At 67.3% G+C, this 23,909-nt stretch carries 22 protein-coding genes; 15 read left to right on the top strand and 7 right to left on the bottom strand.

Going from position 1 to position 23,909, the window contains the following annotated elements:
- The 9 genes from ACNPNP_RS00340 to ACNPNP_RS00380 form a co-directional block, all read left to right on the top strand.
- Positions 1-970 (top strand): ABC transporter permease (locus ACNPNP_RS00340; protein WP_448964086.1); only part of this gene is annotated, 970 nt, incomplete at its 5' end.
- Positions 967-2,775, top strand: a complete 1,809-nt coding sequence (locus tag ACNPNP_RS00345) for a dipeptide/oligopeptide/nickel ABC transporter permease/ATP-binding protein (RefSeq protein ID WP_448964087.1) — start codon at positions 967-969, stop codon at positions 2,773-2,775. The genes ACNPNP_RS00340 and ACNPNP_RS00345, both read left to right, overlap by 4 nt.
- Positions 2,772-3,608: an ABC transporter ATP-binding protein gene (locus ACNPNP_RS00350; RefSeq protein ID WP_448964088.1), complete on the top strand. Its 837-nt coding sequence runs from the start codon at positions 2,772-2,774 to the stop codon at positions 3,606-3,608. Before ACNPNP_RS00345 ends, ACNPNP_RS00350 begins: the two co-directional genes overlap by 4 nt.
- Positions 3,605-5,128 carry a family 20 glycosylhydrolase gene (locus tag ACNPNP_RS00355; protein WP_448964089.1) on the top strand — a complete coding sequence of 508 codons (1,524 nt, stop codon included), beginning with the start codon at positions 3,605-3,607 and terminating at the stop codon, positions 5,126-5,128. The genes ACNPNP_RS00350 and ACNPNP_RS00355 overlap by 4 nt, the downstream gene beginning before the upstream one ends.
- On the top strand, positions 5,125-6,309 hold the full coding sequence (locus ACNPNP_RS00360) for a glycoside hydrolase family 1 protein (RefSeq protein WP_448964090.1): 1,185 nt from the start codon (positions 5,125-5,127) through the stop codon (positions 6,307-6,309). Before ACNPNP_RS00355 ends, ACNPNP_RS00360 begins: the two co-directional genes overlap by 4 nt.
- A 31-nt stretch (positions 6,310-6,340) precedes the next feature.
- Positions 6,341-7,378, top strand: coding sequence for an alpha/beta hydrolase (locus ACNPNP_RS00365; RefSeq protein ID WP_448964091.1), 1,038 nt, complete (start codon positions 6,341-6,343; stop codon positions 7,376-7,378).
- A 106-nt stretch (positions 7,379-7,484) separates the two neighbouring features.
- The gene (locus ACNPNP_RS00370; protein WP_448964092.1) at positions 7,485-7,664 is read left to right on the top strand and encodes a hypothetical protein; all 180 of its coding nucleotides are present in this window, start codon (positions 7,485-7,487) and stop codon (positions 7,662-7,664) included.
- Positions 7,665-7,864: 200 nt separating this feature from the next.
- Positions 7,865-8,962: a Gfo/Idh/MocA family protein gene (locus ACNPNP_RS00375; RefSeq protein WP_448964093.1), complete on the top strand. Its 1,098-nt coding sequence runs from the start codon at positions 7,865-7,867 to the stop codon at positions 8,960-8,962.
- 41 nt (positions 8,963-9,003) lie between these two features.
- The gene (locus tag ACNPNP_RS00380; protein WP_448964094.1) at positions 9,004-9,714 is read left to right on the top strand and encodes a ThuA domain-containing protein; all 711 of its coding nucleotides are present in this window, start codon (positions 9,004-9,006) and stop codon (positions 9,712-9,714) included.
- Between the two features lie 49 nt (positions 9,715-9,763).
- On the opposite strand, the gene ACNPNP_RS00385 is transcribed toward ACNPNP_RS00380, so the two are convergent.
- From ACNPNP_RS00385 to ACNPNP_RS00395, 3 genes are all read right to left on the bottom strand, one after another.
- Positions 9,764-11,062, bottom strand: a complete 1,299-nt coding sequence (locus ACNPNP_RS00385) for a serine/threonine-protein kinase (RefSeq protein WP_448964095.1) — start codon at positions 11,060-11,062, stop codon at positions 9,764-9,766.
- A 110-nt stretch (positions 11,063-11,172) separates the two neighbouring features.
- Positions 11,173-13,413 (bottom strand): heavy metal translocating P-type ATPase, encoded by a 2,241-nt coding sequence (locus ACNPNP_RS00390; protein ID WP_448964096.1) that lies wholly within the window; start codon positions 13,411-13,413, stop codon positions 11,173-11,175.
- Positions 13,414-13,446: 33 nt separating this feature from the next.
- A complete protein-coding gene (locus tag ACNPNP_RS00395; protein WP_033105053.1) occupies positions 13,447-13,656 on the bottom strand; it encodes a heavy-metal-associated domain-containing protein in 210 nt (69 codons plus the stop codon).
- A 113-nt stretch (positions 13,657-13,769) separates the two neighbouring features.
- Here ACNPNP_RS00395 and rraA point away from each other — a divergent pair, with 113 nt between their 5' ends.
- Positions 13,770-14,237 carry a ribonuclease E activity regulator RraA gene (rraA, locus tag ACNPNP_RS00400; protein WP_448964097.1) on the top strand — a complete coding sequence of 156 codons (468 nt, stop codon included), beginning with the start codon at positions 13,770-13,772 and terminating at the stop codon, positions 14,235-14,237.
- Between the two features lie 101 nt (positions 14,238-14,338).
- Here rraA and ACNPNP_RS00405 read toward each other — a convergent pair whose 3' ends face one another.
- Entirely contained in the window at positions 14,339-15,193 is an 855-nt protein-coding gene (locus tag ACNPNP_RS00405) for an SDR family oxidoreductase (protein WP_448964098.1), read from the bottom strand.
- Between the two features lie 93 nt (positions 15,194-15,286).
- On the opposite strand from ACNPNP_RS00405, the gene ACNPNP_RS00410 reads away from it, so the two are divergent.
- Positions 15,287-15,658, top strand: coding sequence for a winged helix-turn-helix transcriptional regulator (locus ACNPNP_RS00410; RefSeq protein WP_366232689.1), 372 nt, complete (start codon positions 15,287-15,289; stop codon positions 15,656-15,658).
- A 39-nt stretch (positions 15,659-15,697) separates the two neighbouring features.
- On the opposite strand, the gene ACNPNP_RS00415 is transcribed toward ACNPNP_RS00410, so the two are convergent.
- Positions 15,698-17,788: a bifunctional lysylphosphatidylglycerol flippase/synthetase MprF gene (locus tag ACNPNP_RS00415; protein ID WP_448964099.1), complete on the bottom strand. Its 2,091-nt coding sequence runs from the start codon at positions 17,786-17,788 to the stop codon at positions 15,698-15,700.
- A 45-nt stretch (positions 17,789-17,833) separates the two neighbouring features.
- Positions 17,834-19,147 carry a M20/M25/M40 family metallo-hydrolase gene (locus ACNPNP_RS00420; RefSeq protein WP_448964100.1) on the bottom strand — a complete coding sequence of 438 codons (1,314 nt, stop codon included), beginning with the start codon at positions 19,145-19,147 and terminating at the stop codon, positions 17,834-17,836.
- Between the two features lie 88 nt (positions 19,148-19,235).
- On the opposite strand from ACNPNP_RS00420, the gene ACNPNP_RS00425 reads away from it, so the two are divergent.
- The 3 genes from ACNPNP_RS00425 to ACNPNP_RS00435 are packed head-to-tail and all read left to right on the top strand — an operon-like array spanning position 19,236 to position 21,897.
- Positions 19,236-20,162 (top strand): MetQ/NlpA family ABC transporter substrate-binding protein, encoded by a 927-nt coding sequence (locus ACNPNP_RS00425; protein WP_448964101.1) that lies wholly within the window; start codon positions 19,236-19,238, stop codon positions 20,160-20,162.
- On the top strand, positions 20,159-21,223 hold the full coding sequence (locus ACNPNP_RS00430; protein ID WP_448964102.1) for a methionine ABC transporter ATP-binding protein: 1,065 nt from the start codon (positions 20,159-20,161) through the stop codon (positions 21,221-21,223). Before ACNPNP_RS00425 ends, ACNPNP_RS00430 begins: the two co-directional genes overlap by 4 nt.
- Positions 21,220-21,897, top strand: a complete 678-nt coding sequence (locus ACNPNP_RS00435; protein ID WP_448964103.1) for a methionine ABC transporter permease — start codon at positions 21,220-21,222, stop codon at positions 21,895-21,897. Before ACNPNP_RS00430 ends, ACNPNP_RS00435 begins: the two co-directional genes overlap by 4 nt.
- Positions 21,898-21,909: 12 nt before the next feature.
- Here ACNPNP_RS00435 and ACNPNP_RS00440 read toward each other — a convergent pair whose 3' ends face one another.
- Entirely contained in the window at positions 21,910-22,647 is a 738-nt protein-coding gene (locus ACNPNP_RS00440) for a DeoR/GlpR family DNA-binding transcription regulator (RefSeq protein ID WP_366233457.1), read from the bottom strand.
- 194 nt (positions 22,648-22,841) lie between these two features.
- Here ACNPNP_RS00440 and ACNPNP_RS00445 point away from each other — a divergent pair, with 194 nt between their 5' ends.
- Positions 22,842-23,879: a substrate-binding domain-containing protein gene (locus ACNPNP_RS00445; RefSeq protein WP_448964104.1), complete on the top strand. Its 1,038-nt coding sequence runs from the start codon at positions 22,842-22,844 to the stop codon at positions 23,877-23,879.
- Positions 23,880-23,909 lie beyond the last annotated feature (30 nt).

Raw genomic sequence — 23,909 nt, forward strand, 5'->3', positions numbered from 1 at the left:
CCGGTCCCACCGCACCACAGGAACTCTCATGCTCGCATTCCTCGCGCGACGACTGGGCGCCAGCGTCGTCCTGCTGTTCGTGACCTCCCTCGTCACCTTCCTGCTGCTGTCGATGGCCAACCAGGACGTCGGCCGCCAGCTCCTCGGCATCAAAGCCGACCAGGCCGCCATCGACGCCAAGAACGCGTCGTTGGGTCTGGATCAGCCGATCCTCGCGCGCTACTTCGACTGGCTGATCAGCGCCGTCCAAGGCGACTTCGGCCGATCTTGGTTCTCCAGCGAGTACGTCGCGGTCGCGATCGGCAACCGGCTGCCGGTCACGCTCAGCCTGATGATCGGCGTGACCGTGCTCACCGCGGTCATCGGCTATCTGCTCGGCGTCTGGGCCGCGGTCCGCCGAGGGGCGGTCGATCGCTTCGTCCAGATCTTCAGCGTCGCGGGCTACGCCCTGCCCGGCTTCCTCGTCACGATCATCATCGTCATCGTGTTCGCGGTGCAACTGCGCTGGTTCCCCGCGATCGGGTACATCCCGATCACCGATTCGGTGCCTGGTTGGCTCTCGACGATCACGCTTCCCGTCATCGCACTCTCGATCTCCGCGATCGCCGGTATCGCTCAGCAGGTGCGCTCCTCGGTCATCGAGGTCGCGCGTTCCGATTACATCCGCACGCTCGCGACGCGCGGATTGCCCCGTCGTCGCCTGTTGTTCCGGCACGTGCTGCGCAATGCCTCAGCTCCGGCCCTGACCGTGCTTGGCATGCAGTTCGTCGGGCTCTTGGGCGGTGCCGTCATCGTCGAGCAGATCTTCGGACTGCCCGGCATCGGCTCCATGACGATTCAGTACACCAGTCGCGGGGCCATCCCGATCATCATGGGCCTGGTCATGCTGTCCGCAGTCGGCGTCGTCCTCATCAACCTGCTCGTCGACCTCGGCATCGGCTGGCTCCTGCCGAAGGCGAGGATCTCATGACCCAGCAAGCTGTGCTCCCTCTCGAAGAGGCCGATCCCATCGAGGCGGCGGAGACGAAGTCTCCGGGCATCCTGCGAGCGATCGTCTCTCGACCCCTCGCGCTCGTCGCCGCGATCGTGCTGGCGCTGATCGTCCTGGCCGTCCTGCTCGCTCCGTTGATCGCGCCGTTCGGACCAGACGACGCGATCCCGAAGAACGCGCTGCAGGGGCCGGCACCGGGCAACTGGCTCGGTTTCGATTCGGCGGGGCGCGACGTGCTCAGCCGCCTCCTCTACGGCGGCCAGAACACGCTCGGTGGTGCGGTGATCGCGTTGGCCGTGGCACTGGTGATCGGAGTGCCGTCCGGCCTGATCGCCGGCTACTACGGTCGCTGGTTCGACTCGGCATCGAGTTGGGTCACCAACTTCGTGATGTCGCTGCCGGCGATGATCGTGCTTCTCGCCTCGAGGTCGGTCCTCGGCCCCACAGTGTGGGCGCTGATGATCGTGCTCGGCTTCCTGGTCGCACCCTCGTTCTTCCGCCTCGTCCGCGGCGCTGTCGCCGCGGTGCGCAATGAGCTCTACGTGGACGCTGCCCGGGTCGCTGGCCTCGCCGACTGGCGCATCATCAGCCGCCACGTGCTCACCGTGGTGCGCGCCCCCGTCATCATCCAGATCGCGCTGGTCGCCGGTCTTGCGATCGGTATGCAGGCCGGCCTCGAGTTCATCGGCATCGGGAGCGGGAACACCCCTACGTGGGGCGCCATGCTCAATGAGGCGTTCACGAGCTTCAACCGTGCACCACTGCTGCTGCTCTGGCCCGGCCTCGCGCTCGGACTCACCAGCGCGGCGCTCGTGCTGCTCGCGGCGGGCATCCGTGACGCGCTCGATGATCGCAGCGGAGACAATCGCGTCGTGCGTGCACGGGATCGTCGCGCTCAGGCAGCGGTGCGGCAGGGCGAGCGAGCGCGTATCGATGCGAACGGACGCGGCGCCCTGCTGTCGATCCGTGGACTCAAGGTCGCGTACCGTCAGCCCGCAGGGGCGGATGCCGAGGTCGTGCACGGCATCGATCTCGATGTCGATCCCGGCCAGATCGTCGGGCTGGTCGGTGAATCGGGATCGGGCAAGAGCCAGACGGCGTTCTCCGTCCTCGGCATCATCCCTGACGGCGGCTACATCGCCGCGGGCAGCGTGCTCATCAAGGGAGAAGAGGTGGTCGATGCGGAGGGCCCCATAGCTGCAGGTCACCGACGCGCACTCGGCTACGTTCCTCAGGAGCCGATGAGCAACCTCGACCCCTCGTTCACGATCGGTGCGCAGCTCACCGAGCCGCTGAGACTCGGGCGTCGGATGAGTAAGGCGCAGGCCAGGGCGCGTGTCCTCGCCCTCCTTGCCGATGTCGAGATCGCCGACCCGGAGCGCGTGTTCGCGTCGTATCCGCACGAGATCTCCGGGGGCATGGCGCAGCGCGTGCTCATCGCCGGTGCGCTCTCCACTGATCCCGACCTGATCATCGCCGATGAGCCGACGACGGCGCTCGACGTCACCGTGCAGGCAGAGGTGCTCGGCATCCTGCGTCGGCTCCGTGATGAACGTGGAGTGGGAGTTCTCATCGTCACGCACAATCTCGGTGTCGTCGCCGATCTCTGCGACCGCGTCGCAGTGATGAGCGAAGGACGCATCGTCGAACGCGGCGACGTCGCGCAGGTGCTCACTGCACCGGAAGAGGACTACACGAGACAGCTGATCGCTGCCGTCCCTGATGAGGCCGTGGTGCGCGCACCATGGCGAGCGCCCGAGGCCGACACCAAGGAGAACTCATGACAGCCATCCTCGAGGTCTCCGACCTGCGGGTATCCTTCCCCGGACGGGGGATCAGAGCGCCGCGCAACACCGTGCTGAAGGACGTGTCTCTGCGCATCCGTCCTGGCGAGACCCTCGGGCTCGTGGGCGAGTCGGGCTCGGGGAAGACGACGATCGGCCGCGCCGTCCTCGGTCTCGTTCCCGTCGACTCCGGTTCGATCGTGTTCGAGGGGCAGCACCTGGAGAAGGCGTCGCGGGCCAGACGTCGCAGGCTCTCCCGTGGCCTTCAAGTCGTCTTCCAGGATCCGTACACCTCGCTGAATCCGTCGATGACGGTCGGCGACACACTGATCGAGCCGCTTCTGGCGCAGGGCACTGGGCGGCGGGAGGCGAGTGCGAGGATCGCGGAGCTGTTGGACCGTGTGCGTCTTCCCCGCGGCGCGGCCGACCGCATCCCGCGAGAGTTCTCCGGCGGCCAGCGGCAGCGCGTCGCCATCGCTCGTGCATTGGCGCTCTCGCCGAAGCTGATCATCTGCGACGAGCCCGTGTCGGCGCTCGATCTGACCACCCAGGAGCGCGTTCTCGAACTGCTCACAGAGATCCAGGAGTCGACCGGCGTTGCGTACCTCTTCATCTCGCACGACCTCACGGTCGTGCGGCACATGAGTCATCGGGTCGCTGTGATCCATCGCGGCGAGATCGTGGAGCAGGGCGAGACTGTGCAGGTGACCGAGAACCCGGAACAGGCGTACACCCGCAAGCTGCTGCTGGCCGCGCCCGTCGTCGACCCCGAACGACAGCGCCTTCGCCGAGAAGCGTTCGAACGCGAGTTCGGCGGGGTGAGCGTGCGATGAGCGCCATACTTCCGCTTCCGCAGTCGATGGTCCAAGGCCCCGTGCTGCGCGCCCTGCACGACCGCTCGGTTCGGGTCGACGGTGCGTCCTTCGACCTCGCCGCCATCGCGGATCTCGCACTGCGTGGACTCGGAATCCGGATCGTCTCGGATGCTGACGACCCGGACGTCGTCCTTCGCGTCGAAGTCGTCGACGCCCCGGCACCTGTGGGTGCCGACCCGCGTCCGGACGGGCGGTCCGGAGTATCCGAGGCATACCGGATCAGGCCCCTCGACGGACGACTCGTCGTTTCGGGGGCGGGTCAGGAGGCGCTGTTCCGCGGACTCCTCACCGTGCTGGCAGCCATCGTCGATGACGAGCTGCCTTCGATCGACGTGCTCGACCACCCGCGTTTCCCATGGCGAGGGCTCTCTCTCGACGTGGTGAGACGGTGGTTCTGCGTCGAGGAGGTCGAACGGATCATCGACCTTCTCGCGTTGCACAAGCTGAACGTGCTGCATATCCACCTCACCGACTCGCAGGCCTGGCGCTTCGCCGTGCCCGGCCGTGCCGCACTGACACCGGATGCTGAGCACTACAGTGCTGCCGACCTCGATCGGCTCGTGGCCTACGCGCGAGAGCGCCAGATCACGATGATCCCGGAGGTCGACGTCCCAGGGCACGTTGCGGGCTCCGTCGAGGCCGACGGCACCGTCGCGGTGACGACCGGTTTCCATCCGATGGTGCGCTACCTCGAATGGGATGCCCCGGGAGTCGCCGATCTCATCCGCGATGCGCTCGACGTGCTCACGGCCCACTTCGACGCTCCGTACCTCCACCTCGGCGGTGATGAGGCGTTCGGCGCACCGCACGAGAGCTTCACAGCATTCCTGCGGGCGGCGGTCTCCGAAGTGCGTTCGCGTGGACGCCGCGTGATCGGTTGGCAGGAGGCCATCCGCGCCGACGCCTTCGACCCGCGCGACCTGGCGCAGCTGTGGATCGCCGACCGCGATCGATTCGACGCCGACGCCATGAAGTCGCGTGTCCCGGAGGAGTATCACTCCCTCGTCGATACGGCCGCTGTGCTGTTCGCCGAGGCCGTCGACGATCCGGCGCGCATCGCGTCGTCCGGAGTCGCGACGATCGTCTCGTCGAGCGACCCGCTGTATCTCGATCGTCGTCCGTCCGAACCCGGACTCGACCAGGCGCAGAATGAGCGCTTCGTGCCCGTCGGCAACGACGGCTATCCGGCGACGCCGTCGACCGATGTGCTGCGGTGGGACCCCCTCGCCCAGCGGGATGTGCACGAGTCTGGCATCGCGGTCGCCGGCATCGAAGCGGCGCTGTGGTGCGAGACCGTGAGTGACTTCGACGACGCCGCTTTGCTGCTGCTCCCGCGGCTCGGCTTCGTGGCTCAACGCGCATGGGGTGCCGTCGATGTCGACCTCGATGAGGTGCTCACCGCGACTCGTGCGCAGACCGCGCGCTGGAGCGCTCTCGGGTTCGCGAACTTCTATCGATCATCGGAGGTCTTCTCTTGACAGCATCCGCACTTCCCGACGAGTTCATCGTCGGGGCATCGACCGCCGCCCACCAGATCGAGGGCGACAACACCACCAGCGACTGGTGGATGTTCGAACAGCGTCGCCCCGACACGCTGCAGGCGAGCGGAAAGGCCTGCGACAGCTGGAACCGCTGGGAGCAGGACCTGGATCTGCTCGCGGATGCAGGTCTGCAGGCGTACCGTTTCAGCGTGGAGTGGGCGCGGATCGAACCTGCCGAAGGCGAGTTCGACACGGATGCCATCGACCACTACCGCCGCATGGTCGCCGGGGCCCGTGAGCGCGGCGTGCAACCGATCGTCACCCTGCATCACTTCACGAATCCGGCGTGGTTCACGCTCGGCGGAAGCTGGCTGCGCCCGGATGCCTCGGCGAGATTCGGCGCCTATCTCGAGCGAGTGGCCCCGGTGCTCGACGAAGGAGTCGACACGGCGATCACGATCAACGAGCCGAACATGGTCGCCATCATGCATCGGGTGATTCGCGGGGAGGCGGGCCTGGCGACAGGGCTCGGGGGCGGGCTTCCGCTGCCGCACGAGGGCGTCCGCGATGCGCTCATCGCTGTTCATCACGATGCACGCGCGCAACTGCGGGCGCAGCATTCTGGTCTACAGGTCGGCTGGTCGGTGGCGAATCAGACCGTGCAGGCGATTCCCGGTGGTGAGGAGCGCGCGGATGCCTATCGGGAGGCGATCGAGGATGTGTGGCTACGCGCCGCCGCAGGCGACGACGTGATCGGTGTCCAGGCGTACACCCGAACCGTCTTCGGACCCGAGGGCAAGGTGGAGCCCGCACCCGACGTGCCGCGCACGACGACGGGCTGGGAGTACTACCCGGAGGCGATCGGCGAAGCGATCAGGCACACAGCGGACGTGCTTCCCGACGTGCCGGTTCTCGTGACCGAGAACGGCATCTCCACGAAGGACGACGACCAGCGCATCGCCTACACGACCGGCGCACTGCGCTCGGTGATGACCGCACTCGCGGACGGCGTGGACGTGCGGGGTTACCTGCACTGGAGCCTGCTCGACAACTTCGAGTGGGGCAACTGGGAACCCACGTTCGGATTGATCGCGGTCGACCGCGAGACATTCGTGCGCACACCCAAGGCGTCCCTCACATGGCTCGGGCGGATCGCTCAGGAGCGGATCGTGCCGTGAGAGGCTTCTCTGCGATGGAAGGATCGAAGCAGTGAAGCGCGCGTGGCGGGTCCTCGCCTGGATCGTAGGCGGTCTCATCGCGCTCCTCGTCGCCGCGCTGATCTTCTGGAATGCGAGTCCCTGGCCGAGCGTATGGCTGCTGCGTTCAGCTCCTGACCCCGGGGGCTTGGCGAACGCCGAAGCAGCGGGGCGGTACGTGCCGGACGACATCCGTGCAGATCTCGACGTCGTGTACGACGCGAGCTCTGCTGAGGGGCGAGTCGATGTCTTCCGCCCCGACGACACCGAGGACGCGCTGCCCACCATCTTCTGGGTGCACGGCGGGTCGTTCATAGCCGGCGAGAAGGAAGCGCTGCGCAACTACCTTCAGGTTCTGGCCTCTCACGGGTTCGCGGTGGTGAACGTCGAGTACACGCACGCACCCGAAGCGGTCTACCCCGGTCCGATCGAGCAGGTCGACAGCGCGATGGCTCATGTCATCGCTCACGCGGAGGAGTTCCACGTCGATCAGGATCGGATCGTGCTCGCAGGCGACTCCGCGGGCGCGCACATCGCCGCGCAGGCGGCGATGGCGATCGCACAGCCCGATTATGCGGAAGCCGCAGGTCTTCCCGCTGCGATCGAGCCGGAGCAATTGGTGGGCACAGTCCTGTTCAGCGGCCCGTACGACGTGACGACGGTCGACTACGACAATGAACTCTTCGGGTTCTTCATGCGCACGGTGATGTGGTCGTACTCCGGCACGAAGTCGTTCCTCGATGACGAGAGGTTCCTGTACACCGCGCTGCCGCAGTACGTCGACGGCGACTACCCGCCGACGTTCGTCTCGACAGGGCCGGCCGATCCGCTGCTCGGACAGAACGAGGAATGGGCCGAGGCGCTGACCGCGGTCGGGGTCGACGTGACCACGCTGTTCTTCGATGCGGACTCGACGCCCGACACGGTCGGACATGAGTATCAACTGGCACTGGACACGCCGCAGGCGCGTCAAGCGATGATCGAACAAGTCGCGTTCTTGCGCGCGGTGACCGGAGCCGCTGATCGTGCGGGGGTCTCCGACTCCTGGTGAGCGCGGACGTGACCCACGGCGCGAGCCCGCGTGTCAACGGGGATGGCGAAATCCACGGGCAGCGCGAGTCTGGTGGCACCTGATTACGACCAGAACGGAGAACACCATGTCCGATTCGCTGCCCGACGAAGAAGGCACCATGCCCGACGAGGACGGCGTGCTGCCCGGTCAGGACGTCGACCCCGACCTCGGTCCGAGTGCAGAGACGTCCGACGACTCGGAGGATGACGCTGAGGAAGACGCTGACGAAGACGACGAGGATGTGGACCTGGCCGATCTGCCGTGATCGGCGAGTCCGGCTGAACCCGCCCCCGCCGTTCGAAGTTCGGTACAGTGGTCACGTCATGCATTGTCGGAGCCGACAACAAATCGGTTCATCGGCGACCTGCATGGCCTCCACATGAACCTCACGACGTCGCTCGTCGTCGCGGGCACGACCGCCGCGAGATGAAGGACGGCGGTCGCCGCCGAACTGAAGGAACATCCATGACCACTCCGATGAGGATCGGCGTCATCGGCGTCGGCAAGATCGCCGAGCAGTACTTCGCTCAGATCCCGAAGCTGTCGAACCTCGAGCTCGTGGCGGTCGCGGATGTCAACGCGGAGCGCGCGGACGCCGTCGCGATCGAACAGAACGTCGAGGCGCTCAGCGTCGACGACCTTCTTGCGGACGATCGCATCGACGCCGTGCTGAACCTGACGATCCCCGCGGCTCACGTGGAGGTCGGGCTGCGCGCGATCGCTGCCGGCAAGCACGTGTTCGCTGAGAAGCCGCTCGGCCTCAACGTCGCCGAGGCCGCTGAACTGCTGCGTGCGGCCGATGCAGCCGGCCTCCGTGTCGGTTCGGCACCGGACACCGTGCTCGGCACCGGCGTGCAGACGGCGCGGAACCTTCTCGACGCCGGCACGATCGGGGCGCCGGTTGGCGCATCCGCGCACTGGTCGTCGCCGGGGCACGAGTCGTGGCATCCGTCGCCTCAGTTCTACTACCAGCCCGGCGGGGGACCGCTCTTCGACATGGGTCCGTACTACCTGACGACGCTGGTCACGATGTTCGGACCGGTCGTCTCGGTCGCCGGATCCGTGAGCACGTCGGATCGCCGTCGGTCGATAGGCAGCGGTCCGTTGCAGGGCACTCCGCTCGAAGTGTCGATCGACACGCACATCTCGGCCATCCTGTTCCACGAGAGCGGCGTCAGTTCGACCGTCACGATGAGCTTCGACATCTGGCAGACGCGGGTGCCGATGATCGAGATCTACGGAACGGCGGGAACGATCTCGGTCGCCGACCCGAACGGGTTCGACGACGCGACCGAGGTCTGGACCCAGGATGCCCCCGAGTGGAGAGTCGCACCCGTCTCCGGCGGTTATGCCGACACAGGGCGTGGTGCGGGTCTTGCCGACATGGCCCAGGCGATCGAGACCGGGCGCCCGCACAGGGCCACCGGCGCGCTCGCCTTCCACGTGCTCGAGATCATGGAGGCGGTGCTGTCGGCCGGACGCGAGCGTCGCGTGGTGGAGCTCACGAGCACGGCCGAGCGACCCGAATCCGTCCCGGCCGGTTCGTCCCCGGATCGGTGGTAGATCTTGGCATTCTCAACGGCGGCAGCGAAAGGAAAGACTTCATGACCGATCGACGTGCACTCGTCGTCCGCGGAGGCTGGGAGGGGCACCACCCCGTCGAGACGACGGAACTGTTCCTCCCCTTCCTCGAGGAGTCGGGATTCGACGTGCGCGTCGAGGAGTCCAACGAGATCTACGCGGATGCCGAGGTGATGGCCGCGACCGACCTCATCGTGCAGTCCGTGACGATGTCGGAGATCTCTAAGGAGGCGTTCGCCGGGCTCCGCTCCGCCGTCGAGGCGGGGACAGGGCTGGCCGGTTGGCACGGCGGTATCGCCGACTCGTACCGCGCGAACTCCGAGTACCTGCACCTCGTCGGCGGGCAGTTCGCCACGCATCCAGGGCGACCGCCGGCAGAGCGCCCCGGCGACGAGACCGACAACTACCTGTCGTACACGGTCGACATGACCGAGCTCGGACGCGAGCACGAGATCACCGCGGGCATCTCGGACTTCTCGCTGACGACCGAGCAGTACTGGGTGCTGCACGATGACCTCATCGACGTTCTTGCGACCACGACCCACCCGGTTCAGTCGTATCACCCGTGGCATCGGCCCGTGAGGTCACCCGCGGTGTGGACCCGGCAGTGGGGCGCCGGCCGCATCTTCGTGGCGACTCCTGGTCACAGCGTCGACGTGCTCGAGGATCCGAACGTGCGCACGATCGTCGAGCGCGGGATGCTGTGGGCCAGCAGGGCGGCGCGCACGAGCTAGGCGAGCGTGACCAGGAGGGCATCCCGCGGCACGGCCGCTCGGAACCAGGTCACTTGCTCTTCTCGTCGTCCTTGTCATCCTTCCGGTCGCCGGAGTTGTTGCCCGGGCCCTTGTTGGGGTTCGACTTCTGCTCGTCATCGCCCACATCTTCGACGGGGTCATCAACGATTTCGGGCTCGGACTCCGTGCCCGTCTGGTCCGACTCCGTGGGCTCGACGGTCTCGGTGGGCGGCGTGAAGATCTCGTCGGCGGACATCCGTGAGGCGACGCGCCCTGCGGAGTCGGGTGCGAGCGCGAAGGTCGAGAACCCGGCGATGGCGATCATCGCCGCCGCGGCGACAGCCATGGTCGCCAGTGCCGCCCTGCGTAGTCTCCGCGCGCGGTGGGGCGGGGCTGGTGACGACGGCTCAGCGGGAACGGTGATCTCCTTGGTCGGTCCGGTGGGCTGATTATCCGACACGATCGGGGTGAGGGCGGGCGGAAGCGGCTGGTGCGCTGGCTGCTCGAGCGGCGGGCCGTCGCCGAGAACCACGGCCGCCTGCGACACCTCCCGTGCTGAGGGGCGCTCCTCGGGTGCGACGCGCGTCATGCGCGTGAGGAGCGCTCGCCAGCGCGGCCCGATCGAAGCGGGTATCTCCGGAGCCTCAGAGAGTCGGCGGAGGGCCGTCGGCACCTTGCCCATCACAGGGAACGCGGGCTCGCCTGTCAGCGCTTCGATGAGCACGAGCCCCAGCGAGTAGATGTCCACCGCGGGGGTGAGGTCGGCCCCGCTGACCTGCTCGGGCGCCATGTACGCGGCCGTGCCGATGACGACGCCCGGTGATGTCGCCCGCGCATCGGAGACGTTGTACGCGATCCCGAAGTCCATGAGCTTCGCGGTCCACCCTGATCCACGCCGGGACGTGCGCGCCAGCATCACGTTCGAGGGCTTGATGTCCCGATGGATGATGCCCGCGTCGTGCACGACCTGCAGCGCCTCCGAGAGATCGCGGGCGAGAGCGGCCGCCTCCGAACCGGAGAGCGGTCCCTGCGAGAGCCGTGACGCGAGCGTGGGCCCGTCGACGTACTCGATCGCGAGGTAGCGGGCATGTCCGGGGTCGAGCCTCGCGTCGTAGAGCGTGACGAGAGAGGGGTGGTTCAGAGACGCGAGAACCGTGGTCTCGCCGTGCACCCGATCATCGGTTGACGCCTCGTCCGCGGTGCCGAGCAGCTTGATGGCCACGGTGCGCCCGAGGATCGTGTCCTCGGCGCGGTACACCGCGGCCATCCCGCCCCGACCGAGGCAGGGCCCCAGCCGGTAGCGTCCGTCCAGCAGAAGCTCGGTCGTATGCTCGTCGATCGCACCCATGGCCACTCCATGTCGTGCGGCTCGGGTACCGCACTTCCGCCGACTCTACGAACTCCGCGCCGCGTCGTCTTCCGCCTTGACACGCATCACCCGACGTGCTTGGAGGCGGATCATCGGAACGCCCGCAGCCGCAGACTGTTGCCGACGACGAACACGCTCGACAGTGCCATGGCCGCACCCGCGAGCATCGGGTTCAGCATCCCGAGCGCGGCGACCGGGATCGCGGCGACGTTGTAGGCGAAGGCCCAGAACAGGTTCGACTTGATGGTGCCGAGCGTCTTGCGCGACAGGCGGATCGCGTCGGCGGCGCTGCGCAGATCACCGCGGACGAGGGCGATGTCGGATGCTTCGATCGCGACGTCTGTGCCCGTGCCCATCGCGAGGCCGAGGTCGGCCTGCACCAGCGCGGGTGCGTCGTTGACGCCGTCGCCGACCATCGCGACGACCTTGCCTTCGCGCTGAAGCCGTGCCACGACGTCGACCTTGTCCTTCGGGAGCACCTCGGCGATGACCTCGTCTATACCGACCTCGGCAGCGATCCGCCGGGCGACAGCCTCGTTGTCGCCGGTGAGCAGGATGGGGTGCAGACCGAGCTTCTTCAGCTGCGCGATCGCCTCGGCGCTGGTCGGCTTGACCGTGTCGGCGACGATGAGGATGCCGCGGGCGGCGCCGTCCCACGCGACGGCCACGACCGTTTGCCCGTCGTTCTCGGCCGCGGCCTTCGCCTCGGCGACGGCCGGTGAGAGCGCGACGCCCCAGTCAGCGAGCAGCGATTCCCGTCCCACGATCACGCTGTGCCCGTCGACGACGCCCTGCACGCCCCTGCCCTCGAGGTTCGCGAAGCTCTCGACACTCGGGAGCGCGCCGACCTGTGCAGCGCCGACACGCGCGGTCGCGGCCTTCGCGATGGCCTGGGCGATCGGATGCTCTGACGCATCCTCCAGCGCTCCGGCAAGGCGCAGCAGCTCATCAGCATCCGTCCCCGGCTCCGGGACGATGTCGACGAGAGCCATCCGCCCCGTGGTGACGGTGCCGGTCTTGTCGAGCACGACCGTGTCGACCTTGCGGGTCGACTCGAGCACCTCTGGGCCCTTGATGAGGATGCCCATCTGCGCGCCGCGGCCCGTGCCCACCAGCAACGCGGTGGGTGTGGCGAGGCCGAGTGCGCACGGGCAGGCGATCACCAGCACGGCGACGGCGGCGGTGAACGCCGCAGCGGCCGGGAACCCGGCGATCAGCCATCCGGCCAGCGTGACCACGGCGATGCCGATGACGATCGGTACGAAGACGCCGGAGATGCGGTCGGCGAGACGCTGCACCTCTGCCTTGCCGGTCTGCGCGTCCTCGACCAGCTGCGCCATCTGCGCGAGCTGGGTGTCGGTGCCGACGCGCGTGGCGCGCACCACCAACCGCCCTCCGGCGTTGACGGTCGCCCCGGTGACCGCATCCGTCGGCCCGACCTCGACGGGCACCGATTCACCGGTGAGCATGGAGGCGTCGACCGCAGACGTGCCCGAGACGACGACGCCGTCGGTGGCGATCTTCTCGCCCGGACGCACGATGAACTCGTCGCCGACCTGCAGATCGTCCACCGGGATGAGGGTCTCGACGCCGTCGCGCAGCACCGAGACGTCCTTCGCCCCGAGCTCGAGGAGCGCCCGCATGGCCGCGCCAGCCTGACGCTTCGAGCGCTTCTCGAAGTAGCGACCGGCGAGGATGAACATCGTCACCCCGGCGCCGACCTCGAGGTAGATGTTCGCCGTGCCGTCCGAACGCGACAGCGTGAACTCGAACGGGTGCGTCATGCCCGGCATGCCCGCCGAGCCGAGGAACAGCGCGTACAGCGACCACAGGAACGCGGCCAGAGTGCCCATCGAGATGAGCGTGTCCATGGTGGCCGCGCCGTGGCGCAGGTTGGTCCAGGCGGCCTTGTGGAACGGCCATGCGCCCCACACGATCACGGGTGCAGCGAGCGCCAGCGACGCCCACTGCCAGTATGTGAACTGCAGTGCGGGGATCATCGCCATCGCGATGACCGGCACCGTGAGGATGATCGAGATGATCAGACGCTGGCGCAGCGAAGTGAGCTCGGGATCGGCATCCGTCGCCTCGGTCGTCTTCGCGTTCTTGGGCGCCGGCACCGCGGCGGTGTATCCGGCCTTCTCGACCTCGGCGATGAGCTGTGCGGTCTCGTATCCGGCAGGCACGGTCACCTTCGCCTTCTCCGTGGCGTAGTTGACCGTCGCGGCGACGCCGTCGAGCTTGTTGAGCTTCTTCTCGATGCGCATCGCGCACGAGGCGCACGTCATGCCGCCGATCTCCAACTCGACACTCGATCCGGACACACTCATCGCAGACTCCTCTCGTGACAGACGTTCAGGCGTTCAGGCGCGGACGGCTGAGTAGCCCGCTTCGCCGACGGCGGCGAGCACCTCGGCGTCGTCGAGCGTCTCGGTGGTGGTGACGACGAGCGTGCCGCTCTGCGCGCTGACCTGGATGTCCTCGACTCCCGCGATCTGGCTGACCTCTTCGCGCACGGACATCTCGCAGTGACCGCACGTCATTCCGGTGACCTTGTACTCGGTGGTGTTCATCTCTGTTCCCTTCGATCGGATGCCGTTCGCCGGCGTTCCACAACCATAACAGAGTACCCCCAGGGGGTATTCCATCCACCTCGAAGAAAACGCCGACATGCCACAATGACGCCATGACCAAAGCCACCGCAGACCTGTACGACGAGTTCGGAGAAGCGCTCCAGTCGCTCCCGCTGCAGCTGCGCAGCTTCGGTCGCAGAGCGGCATTCGACGGTCCGATCCGCACGATCCGCTGCCATGAGGACAACGCGCTCGTGAAGACGATGCTCGCGGCCCCCGGCGACGGGGCGGTGCTCGTGGTCAACGGGCTCGGCTCGTTGAATACCGCGCTGATGGGCGACCTGATCGCAGCATCCGCGGTGGAGAACGGCTGGGCCGGCGTCGTCATCAACGGCGCGATCCGCGACAGCGTCGCGATCAACGGCTTGGATCTCGGCGTGAAGGCTCTCGGCACCAATCCGCGCAAGAGTGCGAAGCTCGGCGCCGGTGAGGTCGACGTCGACGTGTCGTTCGGGGGAGTGCTGTTCCGGGTGGGAGCTCACCTATACAGCGACGAGGACGGCATCCTCGTCGAGCGTTGAGTTACTGACCAACGCGTTCAGGTCGCACTTTTCGTCGGAACAGCGCGCGCATGACGACAGAAAGTGCAACCTGAACGGTCAGCCGTGAGTCGGCGTGCGCCTCAGACGGCGGCGCGCAGGCCCTCGACGAGCGGAGTCGTCGGCCGCCCGATGAGGCGCGCGAGCGTGCCGTCGGTGTCGCCGAGCGCGCCGCCGCGGATGCCGGCATCCAGGCCCGTCACGAAGCCGATCGTGCCCTCGTCGAGGCCGGCTGCAGCGAGCTGCGCTGTGTGCTCGTCGGTGGACAGCGCCCGATACTCGACCGGGCGTCCGGCGACCTCCCCGATCGCTGCGGCCAGTTCAGAGAAGTCCCAGGCGGCATCGCCGGCGAGTTCGTACACCTCGCCGATGTGGCCGTCTTCGAGCAGCACGACGGCCGCGGCATCCGCGAAGTCGCGCCGGCTCGCAGACGCGACCTTGCCCTCGCCGACGCTCGCCGCGAGCACACCGGTCTCGGCGGCCTGCGCCGCGCTTCCGGCGTAGTTCTCCGTGTACCAGTTGTTGCGCAGGATCACGGAGGGGACGCCGGATGCGGCGATCAGTTCCTCGGTCGCCTTGTGCTCCGGGGCGAGGATCAGGTCGCTTGTCGTGGCCTTCGGGGCGCTCGTGTAGACGAGCTTGCTGACCCCGGCCGCCTTGGCCGCGTCGATGACGGCCTTGTGCTGCGGTACGCGGCGGCCGACCTCGGAGCCCGAGATGAGCAGCACCGAGTCGACGCCGTCGAGCGCCGCGCTGACGGATGCCGTGTCGTCGTAATCCAGCGCCACGACGCGGATGCCGCGATCGGCGAGATCCGCGGCCTTCGAGACGTCACGGGCGCCGGCGATGATCGTCTGCGGGTCGGCGCCGCGCGCGAGCAGGCTGTCGATCGTGAGGTGGCCGAGCTGTCCGGTCGCACCGGTGATGAGAATGGTCATGGGATTCCTTTCGAGGAGCGGTCTCCGATGACAACCCGTCACGGCTCATGACATTCCGATCCGAGGGTACCCACTTTGAAGTAAGGTACCCACATGAACGTCAGTTTTGCGCAGATAAAGGAATCCATTCCGAACGTCTTCGAAGACGGCTGCAGCACGAGAGTCGTTCTCGATCACATCATGAGCAAGTGGGGAGTGCTCGTGCTGTCCAGCCTGTCCGACGGCACGCGCCGCTGGGGAGAGCTGCGCCGTGAGGTCGACGGCATCAGCGAGAAGATGCTCGCCTCGACGCTGCGCACCCTCGCGAGCGACGGGCTCGTGCATCGCGAGTCCTTCCCGGCCGTCCCCCCGCACGTCGAGTACAGCCTGACGCCGCTCGGCGTCGACCTCATGGAACGCATGCTGCCGCTGGTCGCCTGGGTCGCCGACAACTCCGACCGGATGCTGGGACGCGAAGGCGCCTGAATCGCCCCGGGCCGCGTGGCCGCCGCGCCCGGTGCGAGTTCAGCTGCGGATCAGATCCACACCGGCGGCCGTGAGCTGACGCAGGGTCGCGTCGGGCAGGAACGCCCTGGTCAGACCGCTGCCGATGCGCGCGAGGTCGCCTTCGTCGCGGTACAGCAGGTAGATCGGCTCGTAGCGGGGATTGAACTTCTTCTTGAACTGGTGCAGCGAGCGGAATCCGTAGACCGGCTCCAGCATCCCGCCCATCCGCGACAGCAGCGATGCGATGGCGCCCTCGTCCACCGGTGACTCGTGCGCGAGCGGTGCGCCGGACAGCGAGAGGATCTCGGCGCCCTCCTCGGAGAACGCCTTCGCTGACGAGCCGATCAGGAACTCCATCACCGCGCCGAAACCGCCGTCGCGACGACGCATGAGGTCGAGGGTCCATCCGATGATCCGCCCGCCGGCGCCGTAGACCGGGAGCCAGCTGAGCAGCCCGTCGACGTCGCCCTCCGGCGAGATCGCGAGGGCGAGCCGCACTTCAGGGTCCTCCGCCTCGTGCAGGGTTCCGAGCGTGAAACGCATCTCCGGCAGACCCTTGTCGCCCACCCACGACTCCGAGATCGCCCTGAGCTGCTGCCGCGTGCCCCAGCTGACCTCGGCGAGCGTGGTCAGGCGGAAGGTCATCCCTTCGCGCTCGGCGCGGCTGAACGACTGACGCACCCGCGCCCAGGCCTTGCCCTGGAAGGTGAGACCGGCGAGGTCGATGATCGTGTCGTCAGCGACGGTGAGCGCCTGCCACCCATCGGGAAGAAGTTCGCGTGTGCGCGCGGATGCGCTGAAGAAGCATGGCGTGACGGCGTGCGCCTCGGCCGCGTCGATGAACTCGCGCACCGCATCCGCATGCCCTTCGGGCGGGCCGAGCGGGTCGGCGAGCGCGATCGCCGCACCGGAGCGCAGCTGGAACGGCACGATCCCGCCCGACGACGTGCGCAGGTACTCCATGTTGTCCCACGTGGTCATCCACGACAGCGTGCCGCCGCCGTTGTCCCGGATGGTCTGCTTCACGTCGTCGACGCTCACCTGATCGCCGCCGAGGCTGCGGGGGCGCCGCCACACGCGGAAGGCCGCACGGGTGACGATGAGGAAGACGAGATAGGCGAACCAGAGGATCCCGGCGGAGACCGTGACGTCGAGGTCGCCCTGGACGTCGTCGATTGAACCGTCGTCCACCACCAGGAGCAGCACGTGCAGCAGGATGGCGAGACCGCCGACGATGATGTTGATCGCCGCGAGGATGATCGCGATGATCCAGGCCCAGCGGCGACCGCGCCACAGCCCCGCCGCGATCACGAGGATCACGGCGGTGTCGAACAGCACGTCGGGCAGGGCGGTCTCGAGCCAGAGATCGGTCGTGCCGAACGGACCGTTCGTCGGGAGGAGCATCACGATGAGCTGCACGATGCCGAGCGCGACGACGATGTTCACGGCGAGCATCCGCTGCTCGTGCACAGTCGTGCGCTGCACCCGCAGGGATCGATCGACCGACAGCACGAGCAGGATGGCCAGGGCGTGCTCGACGTCGGCGAGGGTGCCGAGGTAGAGCAGGCTGATCGCTGCGAATCCGAGCACGACGAACCATGCCCGTTGCCGCCACGGCGCGGCGAAGAGTCCGATCGCCGCGGCGATGCACGCCATCGTGCCGCCGGAGGCGCCGACGTCGAGCGTCTGCGCCAGCTGCTGCGCCCACGGCCACGGCAGTGCGCGCCCGCCGGTCAGCAGCAGTGCGGACCCGAGGATCGCGAACAGCTGGCCGATCCAGTAGTAGAGCAGTGCGACCCGCCAGCCGCGGCGATGCTCGAGGTAGGCCATGCCCCAGAATCCGAGGATCGTGGGGATGTACACCCACGGCTGGATCACGAAGAACGTACCGGTGATCGGCGTCCACCACCGGCCCTGCTCGAGCGCGGGCAGTCCGTAGGCGACGGCGTCGAACAGGTCGGTGCCGGCGAGCGGTCGCCACAGCCCCTGCCCCGCGATGCCGACGACGAGGATCACCGCGATGAATGCGAGCGTCGCCGGGATCCGGCGGGCGACGCCGAGGATCGCGGACGATGTCGAGCGGGATTCCGTTGCCTCGGCTGTGCTCATGCCTTCAACGTATCGACGCGTCGAGGTGCGGGGCAACGGTTCGCGCTACGCCGCCCGGAGGATCGCCGCCGTGACGCGGGCGCTGAAGTACAGACTCTCCACCGGCACGCACTCGTCCGCCGAGTGGAACTGCCCGTAGACATCGAAGTCGTCCGGCACGCGCAGCGGCACGAATCCGTACCCGTGCACACCGAGGCGGGCGAAGTGCTTGTTGTCGGTGGACGCCGGCAGCAGGTAGGGCACGACGACGCCGTCCGGGTCCTCCGCGGTGAGGGCGGCGGATACCGTATCGACGAACGGGCCGTCGATGGGCGACGCGATCGGATGCATCGACCGCAGGCGCTCGACCTCTACGGTGTCACCGGCGAGGCGAGAGACCTCGGCGAGCAGCTCATCCTCCCCGCCGGGCAGCGCCCGATAGTCGACGACGGCCTCGGCGCTGCCGGGGATGATGTTGCTCTTGTCGCCGGCGCGCAGCACGGTCGGCGCCGCCGTGTTCCGTGCGGCGGCGGCGATGACCCGGCCGACGAATCCGAGCTGCTCCAGCTCGGCATCCAGGTTCTCGTCGGTGAAGACCGTGCCCCGCGCCTCGCCGACGACGGAGAGGAATCGGGCCAGCGCCGGAGTGCGCACGACGGGGAATCGATGCGCGCCGATCCGCGCGACCGCGCCCGCGAGCTGCGGTACAGGGTCGCTCGGCAACGGCCGCGATGCGTGCCCTGCCTCCCCGCGCGCCGTGAGCCTGAGTCCGCCGACGCCCTTCTCGGCCGTCGCGAGCAGATACGCCCTGCGCCCTTCCACGAGCGGCACCGAGAAGCCGCCCACCTCGCTGATCGCCTCGGTCGCACCGGCGAACAGCTCCGCACGGTTGTCGACCAGCCACGAGGCGCCCCACACGCCGCCGCTCTCCTCGTCGGCGAGGAAGGCGAAGATCAGATCGCGTCGCGGGCGGATGCCGGAACGCGCGAAGTGCCGCGCCACCGCCAGGATCACTCCCGCGTAGTTCTTCATGTCGACGGCGCCGCGGCCGTAGAGCAGGCCGTCTGCGATCTCGGCGCCGAACGGAGGGTGGGTCCAGTCCGCAGCATCCACCGGCACCACATCGAGGTGCGCGTGCACGATCAGCGCACCGGCATCCGGATCCGACCCGCGAAGGCGGGCGATCACACTGCCTCGACCGGGAACGGGCTCGACGAACGTCGTCTCGATCCCCGCCTCTTCCAGCCTCGCCTGCACGAAGCGCGCCGCCCTGGTCTCGCCGTCGCCGATCGTCGCGAGGTCGCCGGTGTTCACGCTGTCGATGCGGATGAGATCGCGCACGAAGTCGAGCGTCTCCTGCTCGAGCTGACTGAGGGTCACGACCTCAGCGTATGCGGCGGAGCCCGCGCGTTACGCGCCGTTACCGTCCGAATCGGTGATGCGCGGGGTGCGTGATTCACTCATTCTCGTGAACAACTCCCGTGCGAAGAACAAGATCCTTTCCGCCCTCGGCGTGCTGGCAGCCGGCGCGCTGACACTGTCGATGGCAGCGGGCGCGGGGGGCGGCGGTACCGGCGGCGACTCCGCGGACGGTGCGGCCGACGAGACCAAGATCGTGCTGGGTGCGGATGACGGCACCGAGCAGCACTGGACGATCCTGAAGGACAAGCTCGCCGAAGAGGGCATCGAGCTCGAGGTGCGCACCATCACCGATGCCGTGCAGCTCAACCAGGGCGTGCAGGACGGCGAGCTCGACGTCAATCTGTTCCAGCACCTGATCTTCCTCTCCGATTTCAACGTCAACAGCGGCGGCACGCTCGTGCCGGTCGGCGCGACCGCCGTGTACCCGCTCGCGCTGTACTCCGAGCAGTACAAGAGCGTCGAGGAGATCCCCGAGGGCGCGACCGTCGCGCTCCCGAACAACCCCACCAACCTCGCCCGCGCCCTGCTGAACCTGCAGCGCGCAGAACTGCTCGAGCTGAAGGACGGCGGCGACGCCTTCTCGACCGAGGCCGACATCACCTCCCAGAAGATCGAGATCCTGCCGGTCGACTCGAACCAGACGGTCACCGCCCTCAAGGACGGCAGCGCCCAGGCCGCGATCGTCAACAACACCCAGGCGCAGAAGGGCGGGCTCGGCGACGACCTGATCATCTTCAAGGAAGACCTCGACAACCCCGAGCTCGCGCCGTACATCAACGCGTTCGTCGTCAAGGACGAGAACAAGGACGACCCGCGCTGGGAGAAGCTCATCGAGGCGTACCACTCGCCCGAGGTCGAAGAGGCCGTCACCGAGTTGAACCAGGGCAACCTGCAGTTCAAGGGCGACTGGACCGCCGCCGACCTCCAGAAGGAGCTCACCGGCCTCGAAGACACGTTGCGCGCACAGCAGTGACCGGAATCATCTCGTTCGATCGGGCCTCCAAAGCGTTCCCTGGAACGCGGCGGGGGCCCGTCGTCGATGCCCTGGAAGAGGTCGATCTCGATGTCGAGCGGGGCTCCATCGTCGGCGTCATCGGATACTCCGGTGCGGGCAAGTCGACGCTGGTCCGGCTGATCAACGGGCTGGAGAAGCCGACCGGCGGCACCGTCAACGTGCTCGGCGTCGATGTCGGCAGCGCGTCCGAGACCGAGTTGCGCGGTCTGCGCTCACGCATCGGCATGATCTTCCAGCAGTTCAACCTCTTCAATTCGCGCACGGTGCGCGGCAACGTCGCGTATCCGCTGAAGGTCGCGGGCTGGAAGCGGGAGGACATCGCGCCCCGCGTCGCCGAACTGCTCGATTTCGTCGGCATCGGCGACAAGGCCGGCCGGTATCCGCGGGCGCTCTCGGGCGGGCAGAAGCAGCGGGTCGGCATCGCCCGCGCGATCGCGGCCAACCCGGAGCTGCTGCTCGCGGATGAGGCGACCAGCGCGCTCGATCCGCAGACCACCGGCGAGGTGCTGGCGCTGCTCAAGGAGATCAACCGCCGACTGGGCATCACGATCGTCGTCATCACACACCAGATCTCGGTCGTGCACGAGCTGTGCGATCAGGTCGTCGTGATGGACGGCGGACGCGTGGTCGACAGCGGTGACACGTACCGCGTGTTCGCGCATCCGCGTGCGGAGCTCACCGAGCGCTTCGTCGCCGCCGTCACGCAGGGCGTGCCGACGGGCGCCACCCTGGAATCCCTGCTCATCGGCGGTGGCACGCTTGTCAGCGTCGACGTCAACGAGTTCACCAGCGAGGACATCGACGAGGTGTTCGAGAAGCACGGCGTGCGGCGGGCGGTCGTCTTCGGCGGCGTCACTGACATCCGCGGGCGGCAGCTCGGAACTCTCACGTACCGGCTGCAGGCGGGGGCGGATGCTGTCGCAGAAGCCGTGGGGGAGCTCTCGGCACGCACGAAGGTCTCCGTGCTGCGCGGCACGGGGTCGCAGGTCGCCGCATCCGGATCGGAGGGCGTCTCATGACCGGCATCCAGCCGCTCGCGAACTGGGATTCGCTGACGCCGGTGCTGCTGCAGTCGATCCAGGAGACCGTGTACATGGTCGCGGTCACGCTCGTGATCGGCGGGGTCGCCGGGCTGCTGATCGGCGCGGTGCTCTACGCGACGCGGCCGGGCAACCTGTTCGGCAACCGGATCGTCTTCAACGTGATGAACCTCGTGATCAACGTCATCCGGCCGATCCCGTTCATCATCTTCCTCACCGCCGTCGGGCCGGTCACGAAGCTCGTCGCCGGGACGACGCTGGGTACCGAGGCCGCGATCGTGCCGATGACGATCATGGCCGCGGTCGTGATCGGGCGCGTGGTCGAGCAGAACCTCGTGGCCGTCGATCCCGGCGTCGTCGAGGCTGCGCTCGCGATCGGCGCGAAGCGGCTGTCGATCCTGTTCGGCGTCGTGATCCCCGAGGCGCTCGCGCCGCTGATCCTCGGGTACACGTTCATGTTCATCGCGGTGGTCGACATGTCGGCCATGGCCGGATACATCGGCGGCGGCGGACTCGGCAACTTCGCGATCATCTACGGCTACAACCAGTTCGATCAGCAGGCGACCTGGGTGACGGTCGCGATCATCATCGTGATCGTGCAGGTGGGGCAGATCTTCGGCAACTGGCTCGCCCAGCGCGTGCTGCGGCGTTAGGCGTGGGGGCGGTCAGATCTCCGCGCGTATCAGCGGAACAGGAAAACGTGCCGCACGCATCGGATCCAGCCGCGAGTCGGTGATGCCAGCAGTGAAGGGCTCCAGGTCGAAGCACTTGAAGACGCCTTCGCGGCCGAATTTCGAACTGTCGGCGACGAAGAACGCCTCCGTGGCGACTGAGAGCATCGACCGCTTCAATTCGATTTCGTAACTGGACGTGTTGTACAGCCCGTCCTCCATGACGGTGTCAGAACCGAAGATCGCCACGTTCACACGAAGATTCTGCACCTGCTGCACTGACGTCGGGCCCCACATCGATATGTCGTTGGGTAGGAGCTCCCCTCCGATGAAGATGAGGTGCGCGCTCTGCCGTTCCGCGACGACCATACCGATCTTGAGATCGTTGGTCACGACGGTGATCCGTGAGCTCGAGAGATGGCGCGCCACCTCGAGCGTCGTCGTTCCACTGTCGAGAAGAACCGTCTGCCCATCGAGGATGCGATCGGCCATCGCCCGCCCGATCGCCACCTTCTCGCGTCGGTGGAGGGCACCCTTGAGATCGATGGGCGTATCGGTCTGCCGCACGGGAATCGCACCGCCATGCGTGCGCTGCAGGAGATCTCGGTCTTCCAGCTGCTGCAAGTCTCGGCGGATGGTCGAACGCGTGACGCCGAAGACATCCGACAGCGACGTGACCGTCTGGAACCCCTGCTCGACGAGCAACTCGACGATGCGAGCCTGACGCGACATTGCGACGTCCTTTCAACGACTTCGCACGAGTATATCGCGCGTTATGCGCACTTGTGCACACATTTCGTGCGCGATATCGCGCATGGATTGCGCGTTATCGATTGACGAATGCGCGAACCCGCGTTAGGTTTTTGAAAAACCCGCGCGCTCGGAGACACACAGCTATGGCCCCGGGCCGTCACGAAGGAGTGAACATGAAGCGTAAGAGTCCTGCTTTCGCAGTTGTCGCAGGAGCCGCTGTTCTGGCTCTCGCAGGTTGTGGAACCACCGCCGGTAGCGATTCGGGAGACGGCGGGTCCGATGGGGGAACCGGCGCAGAAGGCGCGTACGTCACCGTCGTCAAGGCGACAGGAATCGGCTGGTTCGACCGCATGGAAGTCGGCGTGAACGAATGGGCCGAGGAGAGTGGCCTGGACGCACGCCAGGAGGGCCCCTCCGAGGCGACCAACGAGGGCCAGGTCGACATCATCCAGAACCTGATCGCTCAGGATCCCGCAGCGATCACCGTCGTGCCGAACGACGTAGCGGGCCTCAGCAGCGTCCTCGCAGACGCGCGTGATGCTGGCGTCGTCGTCGTCGCGCACGAGGCCCCGGGCATCGAGAACGTCGACATCGACATCGAAGGCTTCGAGAACGGCGCATACGGCGTCCAGATCATGGACAACCTCGCCGAGTGCATGGAAGAAGAGGGCGGTTACGTGCAGTTCGTCGGGCGCTTGACCAACGGCTCGCACAGTGAATGGGTGGCAGGTGCGCAGGAGAATCAGACCGCCAACTTCCCGAACATGACACTTCTCGAGGACCCCATCGAGTCAGAGGAGAACGAAGAGGTCGCGTACAACAAGGCGAAGGAACTGCTCGCCAAGTACCCGGACATCAAGGGCTTCCAGGGGTCGGCGGGCACCGACGTGGTCGGCATCGCGCGCGCGGTCGAAGAGGCGGGAAAGTCTGACACCACGTGTGTCATGGGCACATCGATTCCGTCCGTGTCCAGCAGCTACCTCGACTCGGGCGCGATCGACAAGATCTTCTTCTGGGACCCGGCGCTGGCAGGCAAGGCACAGCTGGCCATCGCCCAGATCCTGGTCGACGGCGGAACGATCGAAGAGGGCACCGACCTCGGCATCCCCGGATACGAGTCGCTGGTGAAGCTCGACGGCTACGACAACGTCTTCGCAGGCGACGCGGCCCTTGCCGTGGACGCCTCAAACGTGGGCGACTACGACTTCTGATCCACAGTTGCCCGGGCTGCGCGGAAGGAC

The sequence above is a fragment of the Microbacterium xerophyticum genome (genome assembly GCF_053543555.1).

Coding starts and splice junctions, on each gene's coding strand:
- ACNPNP_RS00345 (WP_448964087.1), top strand. CDS start 967: ATGACCCAGCAAGCTGTGCTCCCTCTCGAAGAGGCCGATCCCATCGAG.
- ACNPNP_RS00370 (WP_448964092.1), top strand. CDS start 7,485: ATGTCCGATTCGCTGCCCGACGAAGAAGGCACCATGCCCGACGAGGAC.
- ACNPNP_RS00375 (WP_448964093.1), top strand. CDS start 7,865: ATGACCACTCCGATGAGGATCGGCGTCATCGGCGTCGGCAAGATCGCC.
- ACNPNP_RS00445 (WP_448964104.1), top strand. CDS start 22,842: ATGAAGCGTAAGAGTCCTGCTTTCGCAGTTGTCGCAGGAGCCGCTGTT.
- ACNPNP_RS00390 (WP_448964096.1), bottom strand. CDS start 13,413: ATGAGTGTGTCCGGATCGAGTGTCGAGTTGGAGATCGGCGGCATGACG.
- ACNPNP_RS00405 (WP_448964098.1), bottom strand. CDS start 15,193: ATGACCATTCTCATCACCGGTGCGACCGGACAGCTCGGCCACCTCACG.
- ACNPNP_RS00395 (WP_033105053.1), bottom strand. CDS start 13,656: ATGAACACCACCGAGTACAAGGTCACCGGAATGACGTGCGGTCACTGC.
- rraA (WP_448964097.1), top strand. CDS start 13,770: ATGACCAAAGCCACCGCAGACCTGTACGACGAGTTCGGAGAAGCGCTC.
- ACNPNP_RS00435 (WP_448964103.1), top strand. CDS start 21,220: ATGACCGGCATCCAGCCGCTCGCGAACTGGGATTCGCTGACGCCGGTG.
- ACNPNP_RS00385 (WP_448964095.1), bottom strand. CDS start 11,062: ATGGGTGCGATCGACGAGCATACGACCGAGCTTCTGCTGGACGGACGC.
- ACNPNP_RS00440 (WP_366233457.1), bottom strand. CDS start 22,647: ATGTCGCGTCAGGCTCGCATCGTCGAGTTGCTCGTCGAGCAGGGGTTC.
- ACNPNP_RS00415 (WP_448964099.1), bottom strand. CDS start 17,788: ATGAGCACAGCCGAGGCAACGGAATCCCGCTCGACATCGTCCGCGATC.
- ACNPNP_RS00355 (WP_448964089.1), top strand. CDS start 3,605: ATGAGCGCCATACTTCCGCTTCCGCAGTCGATGGTCCAAGGCCCCGTG.
- ACNPNP_RS00380 (WP_448964094.1), top strand. CDS start 9,004: ATGACCGATCGACGTGCACTCGTCGTCCGCGGAGGCTGGGAGGGGCAC.
- ACNPNP_RS00410 (WP_366232689.1), top strand. CDS start 15,287: ATGAACGTCAGTTTTGCGCAGATAAAGGAATCCATTCCGAACGTCTTC.
- ACNPNP_RS00350 (WP_448964088.1), top strand. CDS start 2,772: ATGACAGCCATCCTCGAGGTCTCCGACCTGCGGGTATCCTTCCCCGGA.